The following is a 14,257-nucleotide window of genomic DNA, read 5'->3' as shown; positions in this document are numbered from 1 at the left end:
GCCTGCGCGCGCAGCACCGCGTCGGCGCCGGCCCGCAGCGGCGCGAGCGCCGCGTCGGCGGCGCCGGCCGGCCGGTGCGGCCCCGGCGCGGCGGCGGACGCCGAGGGTGGAGGGGAGGCCGGTGCGTCCGGCGCGCGGTGCGCGCAGGCGGCCAGCAGGCACAGGGGAACGGCGAGGAGGGCGGCGGGCGAGCGTGGACGCTTCACGAGGCGGAGATCTTAGCGCGGCCTGCCGGTTCCCGCGCGGATCCGGGGGCGCGGCGGTAGAGTCCGCCGCATGCAGAGCGAACGCCGCAGGGAGAGCGCCCGGGCGCGGGCGCGCCTCTCCGCCGAGGTGCGCCGGATCCTGGGCGGCCTCGGGTACGAGGAGGTGGAGACGCCGTGCTTGGTGCCCGCGCCGGGCATGGAGCCGCACATCGACGCGTTCCAGGCCACGTTCGTGCCGGAGGGCGGCGGGACGTCGCGGCCCCTGTGGCTCCAGAACAGCCCCGAGTACGCGATGAAGCGGCTGCTCGCCGAGGGCTTCGAGCGGGTGTTCCAGCTCGCCCGGGTGTTCCGCAACGGCGAGGTCTCGCGCACCCACAACCCGGAGTTCACCATGCTCGAGTTCTACCGGGCCGGGACGGACTACCGGGGGATCATGGCCGACCTGGAGGCGCTGGTGGACGGCGCCGCCCGCGCGCTCCTCCCCGGGGGCGAGCCGCGCGTGACGCGGGACGGCCGGGCGCTCTCGCTGGCGGCGCCGTTCGAGACGCTCACCGTGGCCGAGGCGTTCCGGCGGCACGCGCGCGTGGACCTGGAGGCGTGCGCCGGCGACGCGGACCGGCTGGCCCGCGCGGCGCGCGCGGCCGGGCACGATCCCGGCCCGCCCGGCGAGGCGTTCGACGACGTCTTCTTCCGGGTGATGCTCGACGCGGTGGAGCCGCGCCTGGGCGTGGACCGGCCCACCTGGCTGGTGGACTGGCCGGCGTCGATGGCGGCGCTCTCGAAGGTGAAGGCCGGCGACCCGCGCTGGGCGGAGCGGTTCGAGCTGTACGCCGGCGGCCTCGAGCTCGCGAACGGGTTCACCGAGCTGACCGACGCGCGCGAGCAGCGCGCCCGGCTCCTCGAGGAGCAGGCGCTCCGGCGCAGGCTCGGCCGGCCCGGGTACCCGCTCGACGAGCGGTTCCTCGAGGCGGTCGGGCGCATGCCGGAGGCGGGCGGGGTGGCGGTGGGGTTCGACCGGCTGCTGATGCTGCTCGCCGGGGCGGCCTCCATCGAGGAGGTGCTGCTCTTCCCCGCGCACGGCTTCTGGGACTGACGCCGGCGCGCGCCCAGGGACCTCAGCGCACCTTCACGCCGAGCGACAGCCCCTCGCCGGTGGGCAGCAGCGTGGCGCGGAAGCGCCCGCCCTGCGCGAGGCGGGCGCTGAACGTCCGCAGCGCCTCCATCGACTCCGGGTCCTCGCCCTGGGGTCGGGCCCGGTGCACCTGCCCGAAGCCGAACGTGTTGTCGGCGAGCACCGCGCCCCCGACGCGCAGGTGCTCGGCGGCCCAGTCCAGGTACGCCGGGTAGCCCTTCTTGTCGGCGTCGATGAACACCACGTCGAACGGCCCCTCGGCCTCGACCTCCGCCAGCCGCTCCAGCGCCGGGCCCTCGTGCACCCGCACCCGGGCCGACACGCCGGCCTCCTCGAAGTGGCGGCGCGCCAGCGCGGCGCGGTCCGGGTGGAGCTCGAACGTGTGGAGGCGCCCGCGCTCGCCCATGCCGCGCAGCAGGCACACGCCGCTGTAGCCGCCGAGCGTGCCGATCTCGATCGCGCTGCGCCAGCCGCAGGCGCGCGCCAGCACCTCCAGGTGGAGCCCGTCCATGGCCCCGACCTGGATGGCGGGCAGCCCCGCGGCGACCGAGCGCTCGCGGATGGCGCGCAGCACCTCGTCCTCGGGCCGGTAGGTGGCCTCGGCCCAGGCCGCCAGCTCCGGGTCCGCGGCCCCGAACGCCTTCACGTCAGGTGATCCCATTGCGCGCCTCCCGGGGGCGGGATGTGGCGCGGCCGCCGACCGCGCGCCATCACCGCGCGGGGCGCACGCGGGCGCCGGGCGCGTCAGTGCTGCACGGGCGGCTCGGCCTCGCCGCCCGGCAGCGGCACGGCCGGCCGGAGCGGCAGCGTCACCTCGAAGGCCGCGCCCTCGCCGGGCGCGCTCTCCACCCGCACGGCGCCGCCGTGCGCCTCCACGATGCGCTTCACGATGTACAGGCCCAGCCCGAGCCCGCCGTAGTTGCGCGACGACACCGCCCGCTCGAAGCGCTCGAAGATCTGCCGCTGGTCGGCCGGGTCGATCCCGATGCCCTGGTCGCGCACCTGCAGGAACGCGCGCCCGTCGCGCGCGCCGTAGGAGACCTCGACCGGCTTGCCGGCGCCGTACTTCACCGCGTTGGAGAGGAGGTTCGTCGCCACCTGCGAGATGCGCAGCCGGTCCCAGCGCCCGCGCACCGGCTCGCCGTGCACCGTGACCTGCGAGCCCGCCTGGGCCGCCTCGTCCTCGAGCTGCGCGACCGCCTCGCCCACCGAGTGGCCGAGGTCCACGTCCTCGAGCTCGAGCTCCAGCCGGCCCATGTGGATCCGCGACACGTCGAGCAGCGCGGCCACCAGCTTCTCCAGCCGCTGGCCCTGCCGCTCCGCGGTGGCGAGCACGCGCTCCACGTACGCGGCCGGGAGCGACTCGAGCGCCTCCCGGCTCGCCACCCGGCGCATGTTCTCGAGGGCCAGGCGCAGCGCGGTGAGCGGGGTGCGCAGCTCGTGCGAGGCGATGGAGAGGAACTCGTCGCGCGCGGCCACCGCCGCCTGCGCCTCGCCGTACAGCCGCGCGTTCTCCAGCGCCTGCGCGGCGCGGTGGGCGAGGTCCTCGAGCAGCGCCTCGTCCTCGGAGGTGTAGGGCGCGCCGCCCGCGTCGCGCATCAGCGTGATGTGCCCGACCACGGTCCGGCGCTGCTCCAGCGGCGCGATGAGCAGGCTGGAGACGCCCTCGAGGTAGGGCAGGTACTCCGGCTTCATCTCGTTGCGGATGATCTCGCGGGTGAGGTGCGGGATGCGCAGGGGCTTCCCGGAGGCGAGGACGCCGGCGGTGATGCCCTCGCCGGTGCGCTGCGGCGAGGCGAGCAGCACGCGGCGGCGCAGCGCGGCGCGCTCCGGGGACGGGTGGTACACCGCCACCGGCACCAGCCACTCGCCGTCCTCGGAGACCACGCGGATGAGCGCGCCGTCGCCGATGAGCTCGGAGAGCCGCCGCGCCACCGTGTCGAGCGTGGTCTTGTAGTCGAGCCCGGCCGCGAACACGCGGGAGGCCTCGGCGAGCGCCTCCAGCCGGCGCGCCTGCCGGCGCAGCGCCGTCTCGGCGCGGGTGCGGTCGGTCACGTCGATGCCGGTCGAGACGATACGCTCCACCTCGCCGGCGGCGTCGAACAGCGCCGCGTTGGACCAGGCGATGAGGCGCGCCTCGCCGTCGCGGGTGCGCCAGTGGACCTCCTGCTGGTTGGGGAAGTCCTTCGCGAGCATCCGCGCGAACGCCCGGCGGATGCCGTCGCGCTCCTCCGGCAGCAGCAGCACGTCCCAGAACGGCCGGCCGAGGATCTCGCCCGCGCGCCAGCCGGTCACCCGCGTGCAGGTGCGGTTCCACCGCAGGACGCGCCCGTCGCGGTCGAGCACCACCACCAGCGCGCCGGCGCTGTCCGCGACCGCCTCGGCGACGGCCTGGTCCTCGGCGAGCGCGCGCAGCCCGTCGCGCAGCGCGGCGGCCTCGGGCAGCGCGCCCTTCCGCGCCGCGTCGTCCAGCAGCGCGCCCAGGCGGTCGAGGAGCCGTCGGCGATCGGGGGTCGGCGGCACGGGGAACCTCTCAGTACTCGAAGCCGCTCCCGCCGATGAACTCGCGGATGAGCGAGGTCGGCGGGACGTGGTCCGGGTAGATGGAGACGAAGCGGTCCACCAGGTAGCGGAGCCGGTGCGCGGTCGGGAAGGCCGGGTGGTCGGGCGGGACCTCCAGCAGGTAGCGCTCCGCGTAGACCTTCAGGACGGCGGGCTCGTAGATGAGCGAGGTGTCGAACACCGCGTCGGCCTCGTCCTGGTAGGGGAAGATGTGCTCCCGCTCCCCGGCCTGCACCGAGGGCCAGCGCATGATGTTCTCCGCGGCGGAGTAGCCGCGGTGGTGGCGGTCGCGGATGATCCGGCGCAGCAGGCGGAGGTCGGTGGCCGACACGCGCGTGAGCCGGTCGAACGGGAGCGTGGTGGCGGGGTGGACGAACGCGCGGTACAGCTCGCCGGCGCGCGGGATGGCGCCGAGCAGCCGCGGGTTGAGGCCGTGGATCCCCTCCAGCATGAGCACGTCGCCCGGGCCCAGCCGGATCACCGGCCCGCCCTCGGGGTGGCTCCGGCCGGTGAGGAAGTGGTAGTGCGCGGTGCGCACCGCCTCGCCCGCGAGCAGCCGCCGCACGTGGTCCTGCAGGAGCGGCAGGTCGAGCGCCTCCAGCGCCTCGAAGTCCCACTCGCCGCGGGCGTCGCGCGGGGTCTTCTCGCGGTCCACGTAGTAGTCGTCGAGCGAGATGCCCACCGGGTTCACGCCGTCGATCTGGAGCTGGACGGTGAGCCGCTTGATGAAGGTGGTCTTGCCCGACGACGAGGGCCCGGCGATGGAGATGATCCGGATCCGCTCGCGCCCCGCCGCGATGGCGTCGGCGATGTGGCCGATGCGCTTCTCGTGGAAGCCCTCCGCCACGCGGATGAGCTGGGTCACCTGGCCTGAGATGCACAGGTCGTTGAACGCGCCCACGCTGGTCACGTCCATGGCGTCGAGCCAGGCGCGGTGGTCGCGGACCATGTCGCCGGCCCGGCGCGGCCGCGGGCGCGGGGTGGCGCCGTGGCCGTTGCGCGGGTCGAGCCGGCCGAGGTCGAGCAGCAGGCCGTCGTCCCCGTCCGCCGGCTCGAGGCGCCAGCCGCGCAGCGCGCGGGTGGACGGCAGCAGCGGCCCCATCGAGAGCGCGTACACGTCGCCGCACGAGACCAGGCGCACCGTGGCCTGGCGGCGGACGCGCAGCAGCCGGGCGGCGTCGCTCCAGCCGCGCTCCAGGAACCACCCCTGCGCCTCGTCGGTGGACCAGTACTCGCTCCGGAACGGCGCGTCGGCGGCGACGATCCGCTCCATCCCGGCCCCGAGGCGCGCCGCCAGCCCGGCGCGGTCCTCGGCGTCCGCGCCCTCCACCACGACGAGCTGCCGCGCGCCCAGCGACGGGCCCATGCGCACCCGCAGCGCCGGCGCGACCTGGTGCGCGGCCTCCAGCAGCACCAGCCCGAGCGAGTGCGCGTAGACCTGCCGCCCCTCCCAGTGCGAGACGGTGAGCGGCGCCACGGTGGTGTCGGTGAACACCGGCGTCGCGAGCGACACCGGCTTCTGGCCGAGCAGCCCCGCCACCACCAGGTCGCCGTCGATGGCCTCGGGCAGCAGGTCGCGCACGCGCGTGCCGGTGCGGATCCGGCGCGCCTCGCCCATCACCTGGACCGTGACCTCCTGCGCGCGCGGCAGCGAGCGGCCGCGCAGCAGCAGGTCCATGTCGCCGCTCACGCGCTCCAGGTCCTCGGCGAGCGCCGCCGCCATGCCGATGGCGAGCTGGGTCGCGACCGCCGGCGCGTCGCGCTCCAGCTCGGCGAGCGCGGCGGGGGACAGGCGCGCCACGGTGAGCGGCCCGTCGGAGATCACCGTCTCCCCGCGGTGCCGCCCGCCCAGGGCGGCCAGCTCGCCGAAGTGGTCGCCCGGCCCGAGCCGGCGCAGCGCGAGCTGCTCGCGCCGGAGCGTCGCGGTGCCCTCGAGGATCAGGTACAGGTGCCGGCCCGCGTCGGCGTCGCCGTGCACGCGGGTGCGCGCCGCGAACGTCAGCCGCTCGGCGCCGGCCAGCAGCCGCTCGCGGCCGGCCGCGTCGAGGCGGGCGAGCAGGGGGCTGCGCTCCAGGGCGGGGGCGGGCGGGCGGGACAGGTCCTGTGGCCGGATGGCCATCCGGTGGGCGCCTCCTGGGCGGGGCCTACGATGCTAGCGCGTCCAGGGTGCGCGCGAAAGCGCACCCGGCCCCGGGGCGCAGGTCCGGAGGGCCCGGCGGGCGGCCGGCCGGCGCCGGCGGTCGGCTCAGAGCACCCGCAGGAACAGGGCCTTCAGATATCGGGTCTCGGGCACGCCGGCGAGCTCGGGGTGGTCGCGGCCGGCGCCGCGCCGCTCCAGCACCTGCACGCGCCGCCCGGCGTCGTTCGCGGCGTCGAGCACCAGCTCCTCCAGCATCTCCGGCGAGAGGTGGTAGCTGCACGAGGCGGTCACCAGGATGCCGCCCGGCACCAGCACCTGGAGCGCGCGGAGGTTCACCTCCTTGTACCCGCGCCGCGCCGCCGGCAGCGACTCCTTGTTCTTCGCGAACGCGGGCGGGTCGAGCACCACCAGGTCGAAGGCCGGCTCCTCCTCGGAGCGGTCGCGCAGGTAGTCGAAGGCGTTCGCCTCGACGACCTCCAGGTTCTCGGCCCGGTTCAGCGCCGCGTTCTCGCGCAGGAGCCCCGCCGCCACCGGCTGCATCTCCACCGCGGTGACGCGCGCGGCGCGCCGCGAGAGCTGGAGCGCGAAGCCGCCCGCGTAGCTGAAGCAGTCGAGGCACCGGCCGGTGGCGTACTCGCCGGCGCGCAGGTGGTTCTCGCGCTGGTCGAGGAACGCGCCGGTCTTCTGGCCGGCGAGCACGTCCAGCTTCATCCGGACCTCGCCCTCGCGGTACTCGAGCGGCCCGGGCGCGGGGCCGCGCAGCACGCCCTTCACCTGCTCCAGCCCCTCCAGCTCGCGCACGCGCACGTCGTTGCGCTCCACCACCGTGCGCAGGCCGAGCGCGCCCGCGAGCAGCTCGGCGATGAGCCCCTTCCGCCGGTCGGTGGCGGGCACGAGCGTCTGCACCACCGCCACGTCGCCGTAGCGGTCGGCCACCAGGCCCGGGAACAGGTCGGCCTCGCCGTGCACCAGCCGGACGAAGCGGTCCTCCTCGAAGACGCGCCGCCGCAGCGCGATCGCGTCCGCGAGGCGCCCGGCGAGGAAGCCCTCGTCCACCGGCACCTCGTCGCGGGTGAGGAGCCGCAGCGCGATCTTGGAGCGCGCCGACCAGAACGCCTTCCCCAGGAACCGCCCGCGCCCGTCCACCAGCGCCACCACGTCGCCCGCCTCGGCGCCGGCCGGGGCCTTCTCCACGTCGGTCCGGTAGATCCAGAGGTGGCCCCGGGCGATCCGCTCGGCGCCGCGGCGCGTGACCGTCACCTTCCGCTCGTCCATGGCGGCACTCCGTACCCGAGCTTGGGCCGGCACGCCAGCCCGGATCGGACCGCGGCGCGGCTAGAGCTCCACCGCCTCCCGGAACGCGGGCTGCCCGTCGGCCTCCTGGAGGCGGCAGGCGGCCATCTGCGCGTCGTGGCCGAACACCACCACGCCGTCGTCCTCCAGGGCCTCGGCCATCAGCACCCGCTTCTCCTCGAGCGTGAGGAGCGGCTGGACGTCCCAGGCCGAGATCCAGGCCGGGCGGAGGTGCAGGTGGGTGGGGATGAGGTCGCCCGCGAACACGAGGTGCGACGCCTCGTCCTCGAAGCGCGGCAGCTGCAGGCCGGCGGTGTGGCCCTCCGAGACCACCAGGTCGAGGCCGGGGAAGAGCTGCAGCTCGCCGTCCACGAGGTGCAGGTGCTCCGACCGCTCCAGCGGCGCGAAGTCCTCGGGCAGGAAGCCGTGCGCGTCCTTCTCGCTGGGCGAGTGGGCCCAGTGCCAGGCGCGGCGCTGGAGGTGGTGCACCGCGCGCGGGAACGCCAGCTGCGGCGCGCCGCCCTCGCCGGCCCGCACCAGGCCGCCCGCGTGGTCGAGGTGCAGGTGGGTGAGGAGGACGTCGGTCACGTCGTCGCGGCCGAGGCCCAGGCGCGCCAGCCCCGCGTCCAGGCCCACGCCGGCGCGGTCCACCGCGTGGCGCTCGAGGCGCCGCGCGTCCCAGCGGTCGCCGAGCCCGACGTCCACCAGCACCACCCTGCCCGCGTCGCGGTCCACCGCCACCAGGCAGCGGGAGACCAGCGGCACGCGGTGCCGGGCGTCGGCCGCGAGCTGCCGCTCCCACAGCGGCCGCGGCACCACCCCGAACAGCGCTCCGCCGTCCACCGCGTAGCGGGCGTCCACCAGGCTCGCGACCTCGTACCTGCCGACGCGCATGAAACGAACGCTACACCACGCACGCCGCCGCCGGATCGCCCCGCGACGCGGCGCGCGATCGTGACCTCCGGTGCAGGCCCGAGAGGGGCGGGCGCTGCGCCGTCGCCGCCGCCAGATTCGCCCGCACTCGACGTGTGGTCCTGCCCACCCGGAGGGCGGGTGCCACCTTGCAGCCGGAGGTGACCGCCGTGCCCTATCGTGCCCACTGGATCGCGCTGTTCCTCGTCCTCGCCGGCTCGTTCGCCATCCTGGGCGGCTACGCGCCCCGCATCCGCTCGTCCGCGCCACCGCTGCCGGAACGCGTGATCGGTCCCGGCGGCACGACGGTGATCGAGGGGGCCGCGATCCTGCGCGGCCAGAACGTGTGGCAGTCCATCGGCGGGCAGGAGGTCGGCTCGGTGTGGGGGCACGGCGCGTACGTGGCGCCGGACTGGACCGCTGACTGGCTCCACCGCGAGGCGAACGCCATCCTCGATCTGTGGGCGCGGGCGGAGGGCGGGGGCCGGTACGCGGCCCTGTCGCCGGAGCGCCAGGCCGCGCTGCGCGAGCGCCTGCGCTCCACGCTGCACGAGAACACGTACAGCGAGGACGCGCGCACCATCCGCGTCGGCCCGGAGCGCGCCGCGGCGTTCGAGGAGCTGGCGCGCCACTACGCCTCGGTGTTCCGCGACGGCGTGGACGCGTACGCGATCCCGGCCGGCGCGCTCTCCGACCCGGCGCGGGCGCGCGACATGGCCGCGTTCTTCTGGTGGACCGCGTGGGCCGCGGTCACCGATCGCCCCGGCCAGCAGGTCACGTACACGCAGAACTGGCCGCACGATCCGCTGGTCGGGAACCGCCCCACCGGCCAGGCCGTGGTCTGGAGCGTCATCTCCTTCGTGCTGCTGCTCGCCGGCATCGGCGCGCTGGTCTGGTACCACGGCGGCCGCAAGGAGCCGGAGACGGTCGCGGAGGAGCTGCCCATGCGCGACCCGCTGTTCGGCCTGCGCCCCACGCCGAGCCAGCGCGCCACCGTGAAGTACTTCTGGGTGGCCGCCGCGCTGCTGGTGGTGCAGATCGCGCTCGGCGCGCTCACCGCGCACTACGGCGTGGAGGGCTCGAAGCTGTACGGCTTCCCGCTCGCCGAGATCCTGCCGTACTCGGTGACCCGCACCTGGCACACCCAGCTCGGCATCTTCTGGATCGCGACCACCTGGCTCGCCACCGGCCTGTACGTCGGGCCGGCGGTGTCGGGCCACGAGCCTCCGGCCCAGCGGCTCGGGGTGAACCTGCTGTTCCTCGCGCTCCTCGTCATCGTGGTCGGCTCGCTCGCGGGGCAGTGGCTGTCCGTGATGCAGCGGCTCGGGGGCGAGAGCTGGTACTGGTTCGGCCACCAGGGCTACGAGTACGTGGACCTGGGTCGCTTCTGGCAGATCTTCCTGTTCGTGGGGCTGTTCCTGTGGCTCGGGCTGATGCTGCGCGCGCTCTGGCCGGCGCTGCGCCGCCCCAGCGCCACCCGGCCGCTCCTGCTCCTGTTCGTGCTCGCCAGCCTCGCCATCGCGCTGTTCTACGGAGCCGGGCTCATGTACGGCCGCACCACCAACCTCGCGGTGGTCGAGTACTGGCGCTGGTGGGTGGTGCACCTGTGGGTCGAGGGCTTCTTCGAGGTGTTCGCCACGGTGGTGATCGCGTTCCTGTTCGTGCGGCTCGGGCTGCTCCACCCGGACAAGGCGACGCGCGCGACGTTCTTCTCCACCACCGTGTTCCTGGCGGGCGGCATCGTGGGCACGTTCCACCACAACTACTTCGCGGGCACGCCGTCCTCGGTGATGGCGCTCGGCGCGACGTTCAGCGCGCTCGAGGTGGTGCCGCTCACGCTGGTCGGGCTGGAGGTCTGGCAGAACATCCGGCTCACCCGGGCGCGGACCTGGGTGAGCGCGTACCGCTGGCCGATCTACTTCTTCGTCTCGGTCGCGTTCTGGAACCTGGTGGGCGCGGGGCTGTTCGGCTTCTTCATCAACCCGCCCATCGCGCTCTACTACATGCAGGGGCTCAACACGACGCCGGTGCACGGCCACGCCGCGCTGTTCGGCGTCTACGGCATGCTCGGGATCGGGCTGATGCTGTTCTGCCTGCGCGCGCTGCGGCCCGGCGCGGCGTGGAAGGAGCGCCCCATCGCGTGGTCGTTCTGGCTCATCAACGTGGGGCTGGCGATGATGGTGATGATCTCGGTGCTGCCGGTCGGCATCCTGCAGACCTGGGCCGCCGTCGAGACCGGCACCTGGTGGGCGCGCAGCGCCGAGTTCATGCAGACGCCGCTCATGAACACGCTCCGCTGGCTGCGCGTGCCCGGCGACACGGTGTTCGCGGCGGGCGCGCTGGTCCTGGGCTGGTTCGTGCTGGGGCTCGCCACCGGCTGGTCGCTGCGCCGCACCGGCCGCGTGGACGAGGGCGCCACCGACGTCACCGAGGACGAGGAGGCGCCGGCAGGTGGGCGCGCCTGAGCGCGCCCGCTCCCGGCGCTCGCGCCTGAGCGCTGCCCCCGGCGCTCGCGCCTGAGCGCTGCCCCCGGCGCTACTTCGCGCGGAGGTACTGCTTCGGCCACGGGCCCTCGTGGCCGAGCACCTTCGACGCGCGGAGCGGGAACCGCGGGTCGCGGAGCAGCTCGCGGGCGAGCAGCACGAGGTCCGCCTGGCCGGAGCGGATCACGTGGTCCGCCTGCTCGGGCGAGGTGATCATGCCCACCGAGCCGGTCGCGACGCCGGCCTCGCGCCGGATCCGCTCGGAGAAGGCGGTCTGGTAGCCGGGGCCGGCGGGGATCTTCACGCCGGGGACGAGCCCGCCGGTGGAGACGTCCACCAGGTCCACGCCGAGCCCCTTCAGCGCGCGGCACAGCTCCACCGACTGGTCGGCGTCCCAGCCCCCCTCCGCCCAGTCCGTCGCGGAGATGCGGACCAGCACCGGGAGCTCCTCCGGCCAGGCGGCGCGCACGGCCGCGGTGACCTCGCGCACCAGCCGCGTCCGGTTCTCGAAGCTGCCGCCGTACGCGTCGGCGCGGCGGTTGGTGAGCGGCGAGAGGAACTGGTGCAGCAGGTAGCCGTGCGCGGCGTGCACCTCCACCACCCGGAAGCCGGCGGCGCGGGCGCGGCGCGCGGCGGCGGCGAACGCGTCCACCACGCCCCGGACGCCGGCGAGGTCGAGCGCGCCGGGCGCCGGGTAGCCGTCCGCGAACGGCACCGCGCTCGGCGCGACCGGCTGCCAGCCGCCGTCCGCCGGCGCCACCGGCCCGCCGCCGCTCCACGGGGCGGCGGTGGAGGCCTTGCGGCCGGCGTGGGCGAGCTGGATGCCCATGGCCGCGCCCTGCGCCTCGGCGAAGCGCACGATGCGCGCGAGCGGCTCGATCTGCCCGTCCTCCCACAGGCCGAGGTCGAGCGGCGAGATGCGGCCGCGCGCCTCGACGCCGGTGGCCTCGACCAGCACCAGCCCGGCGCCGCCGGTGGCGAACGCGCCGAGGTGGACGAGGTGCCAGTCGTTGGCCCGGCCCTCGGTGGCCGAGTACTGGCACATGGGCGAGGCGGCGATGCGGTTGCGGAGGGTGACGGAGCGGAGCGCGAGCGGGCTGAAGAGGTGCATGGCTCAAATGGAACGCCGCCGCGCCCCGTGCGCAAGCGGCACTTTCACGCAGCCTCGCGGCTCGCGTGCCGCGGCCCTGCGCGGGCGGGCGCGGGCGCGGGCGCGATCGCCCCGCTCGCCTCGGGCACCTGGAACCACCCCACCGTCCGGGCCAGCTCCTCGGCGTTGTCGGAGAGCGCCGCGGCCGAGCCGGCCAGCTCCTCCGAGGCGGCCGCCTGGCGCTCCGACGCGCCCGCGAGCCCGTGGAGCACCTCGCCGATGGCGCGCGCCGCCTGGTGCTGCCGGCCGGCGGCCTCGGTGATGCGCTGCACGCGCTCGCTGGTGGCGCCGATGGAGGGCAGGGCGCGCGCGATCAGCTCGGCGGCGCGATCGGCCGCGGCCACGCTGCCGCCGGCCAGCTCGCCGATCTCGTGCGCGGCGACGCGGCTCCGCTCGGCCAGGCGCCGCACCTCGGTCGCGACCACCGCGAACCCGCGGCCGTGCACGCCGGCGCGGGCCGCCTCGATGGCCGAGTTGAGGGCGAGCAGGTTCGTCTGGTAGGCGATCTCGCCCACCACGCCGATCTTCTCGGCGATGGCCCGCATGGCGAGCGCCGTCTCGCGCACCGCCCGGGCGCCCTCGCCGGCGTCGTCCGCGGCGCGCCGCGCCAGCGCGTCGGTGGCCCGCGCCTCCGAGGCGGCGCCGTCGATCTCCGTGACCAGCTCGCGGACCGCCTCGCTGGAGCGGGCCACGTCGGAGGCCTGCCCGCTCGACGCCTCCGCGAGCGCGCCCGCCACCGTGCGCGTCTCCTCGGCCGCCGAGGCGATCGCCTCCGAGGCGCCGCGGACCTCGCCCACCACCGCGGAGAGGCGGTCGGCCATGCCGGACAGCGCGCCCAGCACGCGGCCGGGCTCGTCGCGGGCGGCGTCGGGGATCCGCACGGTGAGGTCGCCCGAGGCCACGGCGCCGGCGGCCCGCACCGCGCGCGCCAGCGAGCGCCGGACGCCGCGCGCCACCAGCGCCGCGCCGCCCAGGATCACCGCCACGATGAGCGTGCCCGTGCCGAGCACGCGCCGCGCCTCGCTCCGGACCGCCGCGTCGAGGTCGTCCACGTACAGGCCCGAGCCGACGATCCAGCCCCACGGCTGGTACTGCGCCACGAAGGAGATCTTCGGCACCGGCACCGTGCTGCCCGGCTTCGGCCACAGGTAGTCCACGAAGCCGCTGCCGCGCGCGCGCACCGTGCGGACGAACTCCTGGAACAGCAGCTTGCCGTTCGGGTCCCGGTAGCCGGACAGGTCCTGCCCGTCGAGCTGCGGGTTGGTCGGGTGCATGACCATCCGCGGCTCGAGGTCGTTCACCCAGAAGTACTCGGAGCCGTCGTAGCGGAGCGCGCGCAGGGCGTCGAGCGCCGCGTGCCGGGCCTCCTCGGCGGAGACCTCGCCGCGGACGGCGCGGGCGCCCTGGTGCTCGATGAGCGCCTGCGCCGCCTCCACCAGCGCCCGGACCTTGGCCTGGCGCTCGGCGAGCATGCGCGCCTCCAGCACGCGGACCGATTGCCACGAGAGCAGGAACAGGCCGGCGGCCCCGGCGAACAGCACCAGGCGAAGGCGGGTGGAGATCGACAGGTTGGCGAGTGCGTGCAGCATCCGTCCTCCAGGGGGCTCCCCGCCCGAGCCCAATGGAAGGTTCGTGCCGATGGGTGCGCCATCCCGCACGGGTCTGTTCCACCCGGAGCGTAAGTGAGCATTTTCAGCGGTTTGCGCGCCGCGCGCCGCGCGCTCACCCGTACGTAGGGTTCGTCTCGGGGCGGGTGGGTCGGGCCTCCGGGTCGGGGTGCCGGGGGGCGGGTCACCCGCCGTCGCCGGTCGGCTCGCGCGCACCCGGCTCCACCTCGTCCTCGCCGCCCGGCTCGCCCTCCCGCGGCTCGACCGCACCCAACTCCGAGGCCCGGACCGACGCGCCAGGATCCGGGGCGTCGAACCCGGCGCGCGGCGCCACGTCCTCGCTCCCCGGCGTCCGGAGCGCCGGCCGGTCCGCGCGCGGCGTGCGGGCGCCGGGCTCCCGCCGCATGTGCGGCCCGCTCCGGTCGGCCCGATCGCGGTAGGTCGGCTCCGGCCGCCCGCGCGCCACCCCCGCCTCCAGCTCGGCGGGGCTCTTCACCTCCACCACCTCCGGCCCCCGCCGGCGTTGCGTCGCCCTCGGCTCGGCGCCGCCGCGCAGGTCGCGCAGCCGCGCCGCCGCGCCCCGGAGCGCGGCCGAGGCCGCGCCGAACCCGCGCCGCGCCGGCGCCGACCGCGCCAGGAGCCACGCGCCCAGGAAGCCGCCCGGGAGGCGGAGCAGCCCGCGCCCGACGAGCGCCCGCACGAGCAGGAAGCCCGCCGCGGCGCCGGCCGGGCGCCCGGGGCACCGCGCGGCGGCGGCGCGGACCTGCTGGAC

The 14,257-nt window shown here is 76.0% G+C and carries 10 protein-coding genes and 1 pseudogene; 2 read left to right on the top strand and 9 right to left on the bottom strand.

From position 1 onward, the window contains the following. Positions 1-206 (bottom strand): annotated as a pseudogene (locus PSR1_RS15000) (hypothetical protein); the annotation flags it as partial. Between the two features lie 70 nt (positions 207-276). On the opposite strand from PSR1_RS15000, the gene epmA reads away from it, so the two are divergent. Continuing rightward, positions 277-1,299, top strand: coding sequence for an EF-P lysine aminoacylase EpmA (gene epmA, locus PSR1_RS14995; protein WP_059438313.1), 1,023 nt, complete (start codon positions 277-279; stop codon positions 1,297-1,299). A 22-nt stretch (positions 1,300-1,321) separates the two neighbouring features. Here the strand turns inward: epmA and PSR1_RS14990 are convergent, their stop codons facing one another. From PSR1_RS14990 to PSR1_RS14970, 5 genes are all read right to left on the bottom strand, one after another. Beyond that, complete coding sequence (locus tag PSR1_RS14990; protein WP_059438312.1) at positions 1,322-1,999, bottom strand: O-methyltransferase; 678 nt, start codon at positions 1,997-1,999, stop codon at positions 1,322-1,324. A gap of 83 nt (positions 2,000-2,082) precedes the next feature. After that, positions 2,083-3,861 (bottom strand): ATP-binding protein, encoded by a 1,779-nt coding sequence (locus tag PSR1_RS14985; RefSeq protein WP_059438311.1) that lies wholly within the window; start codon positions 3,859-3,861, stop codon positions 2,083-2,085. A gap of 10 nt (positions 3,862-3,871) precedes the next feature. Beyond that, positions 3,872-6,019: a cyclic nucleotide-binding domain-containing protein gene (locus tag PSR1_RS14980; protein WP_059438310.1), complete on the bottom strand. Its 2,148-nt coding sequence runs from the start codon at positions 6,017-6,019 to the stop codon at positions 3,872-3,874. A gap of 126 nt (positions 6,020-6,145) precedes the next feature. After that, positions 6,146-7,315, bottom strand: coding sequence for a class I SAM-dependent rRNA methyltransferase (locus PSR1_RS14975; RefSeq protein ID WP_059438309.1), 1,170 nt, complete (start codon positions 7,313-7,315; stop codon positions 6,146-6,148). A 60-nt stretch (positions 7,316-7,375) separates the two neighbouring features. After that, entirely contained in the window at positions 7,376-8,227 is an 852-nt protein-coding gene (locus tag PSR1_RS14970) for an MBL fold metallo-hydrolase (protein ID WP_059438308.1), read from the bottom strand. A 188-nt stretch (positions 8,228-8,415) separates the two neighbouring features. On the opposite strand from PSR1_RS14970, the gene PSR1_RS14965 reads away from it, so the two are divergent. Continuing rightward, on the top strand, positions 8,416-10,710 hold the full coding sequence (locus PSR1_RS14965; RefSeq protein ID WP_059438314.1) for a nitric-oxide reductase large subunit: 2,295 nt from the start codon (positions 8,416-8,418) through the stop codon (positions 10,708-10,710). 70 nt (positions 10,711-10,780) lie between these two features. On the opposite strand, the gene PSR1_RS14960 is transcribed toward PSR1_RS14965, so the two are convergent. From PSR1_RS14960 to PSR1_RS14950, 3 genes are all read right to left on the bottom strand, one after another. Further along, positions 10,781-11,839, bottom strand: coding sequence for an NADH:flavin oxidoreductase/NADH oxidase (locus tag PSR1_RS14960; protein WP_059438307.1), 1,059 nt, complete (start codon positions 11,837-11,839; stop codon positions 10,781-10,783). Positions 11,840-11,883: 44 nt separating this feature from the next. Further along, complete coding sequence (locus PSR1_RS14955) at positions 11,884-13,467, bottom strand: cache domain-containing protein (RefSeq protein ID WP_059438306.1); 1,584 nt, start codon at positions 13,465-13,467, stop codon at positions 11,884-11,886. Between the two features lie 202 nt (positions 13,468-13,669). Continuing rightward, a partial coding sequence (locus PSR1_RS14950; protein ID WP_059438305.1) for a hypothetical protein occupies positions 13,670-14,257 on the bottom strand: 588 nt, incomplete at its 5' end.

The sequence above is a fragment of the Anaeromyxobacter sp. PSR-1 genome (assembly GCF_000964525.1).
Taxonomy (GTDB): Bacteria; Myxococcota; Myxococcia; order Myxococcales; family Anaeromyxobacteraceae; genus Anaeromyxobacter.
Note: the sequence above shows the minus strand (reverse complement) of the source record. Positions and strands in the feature narration are given on the sequence as shown.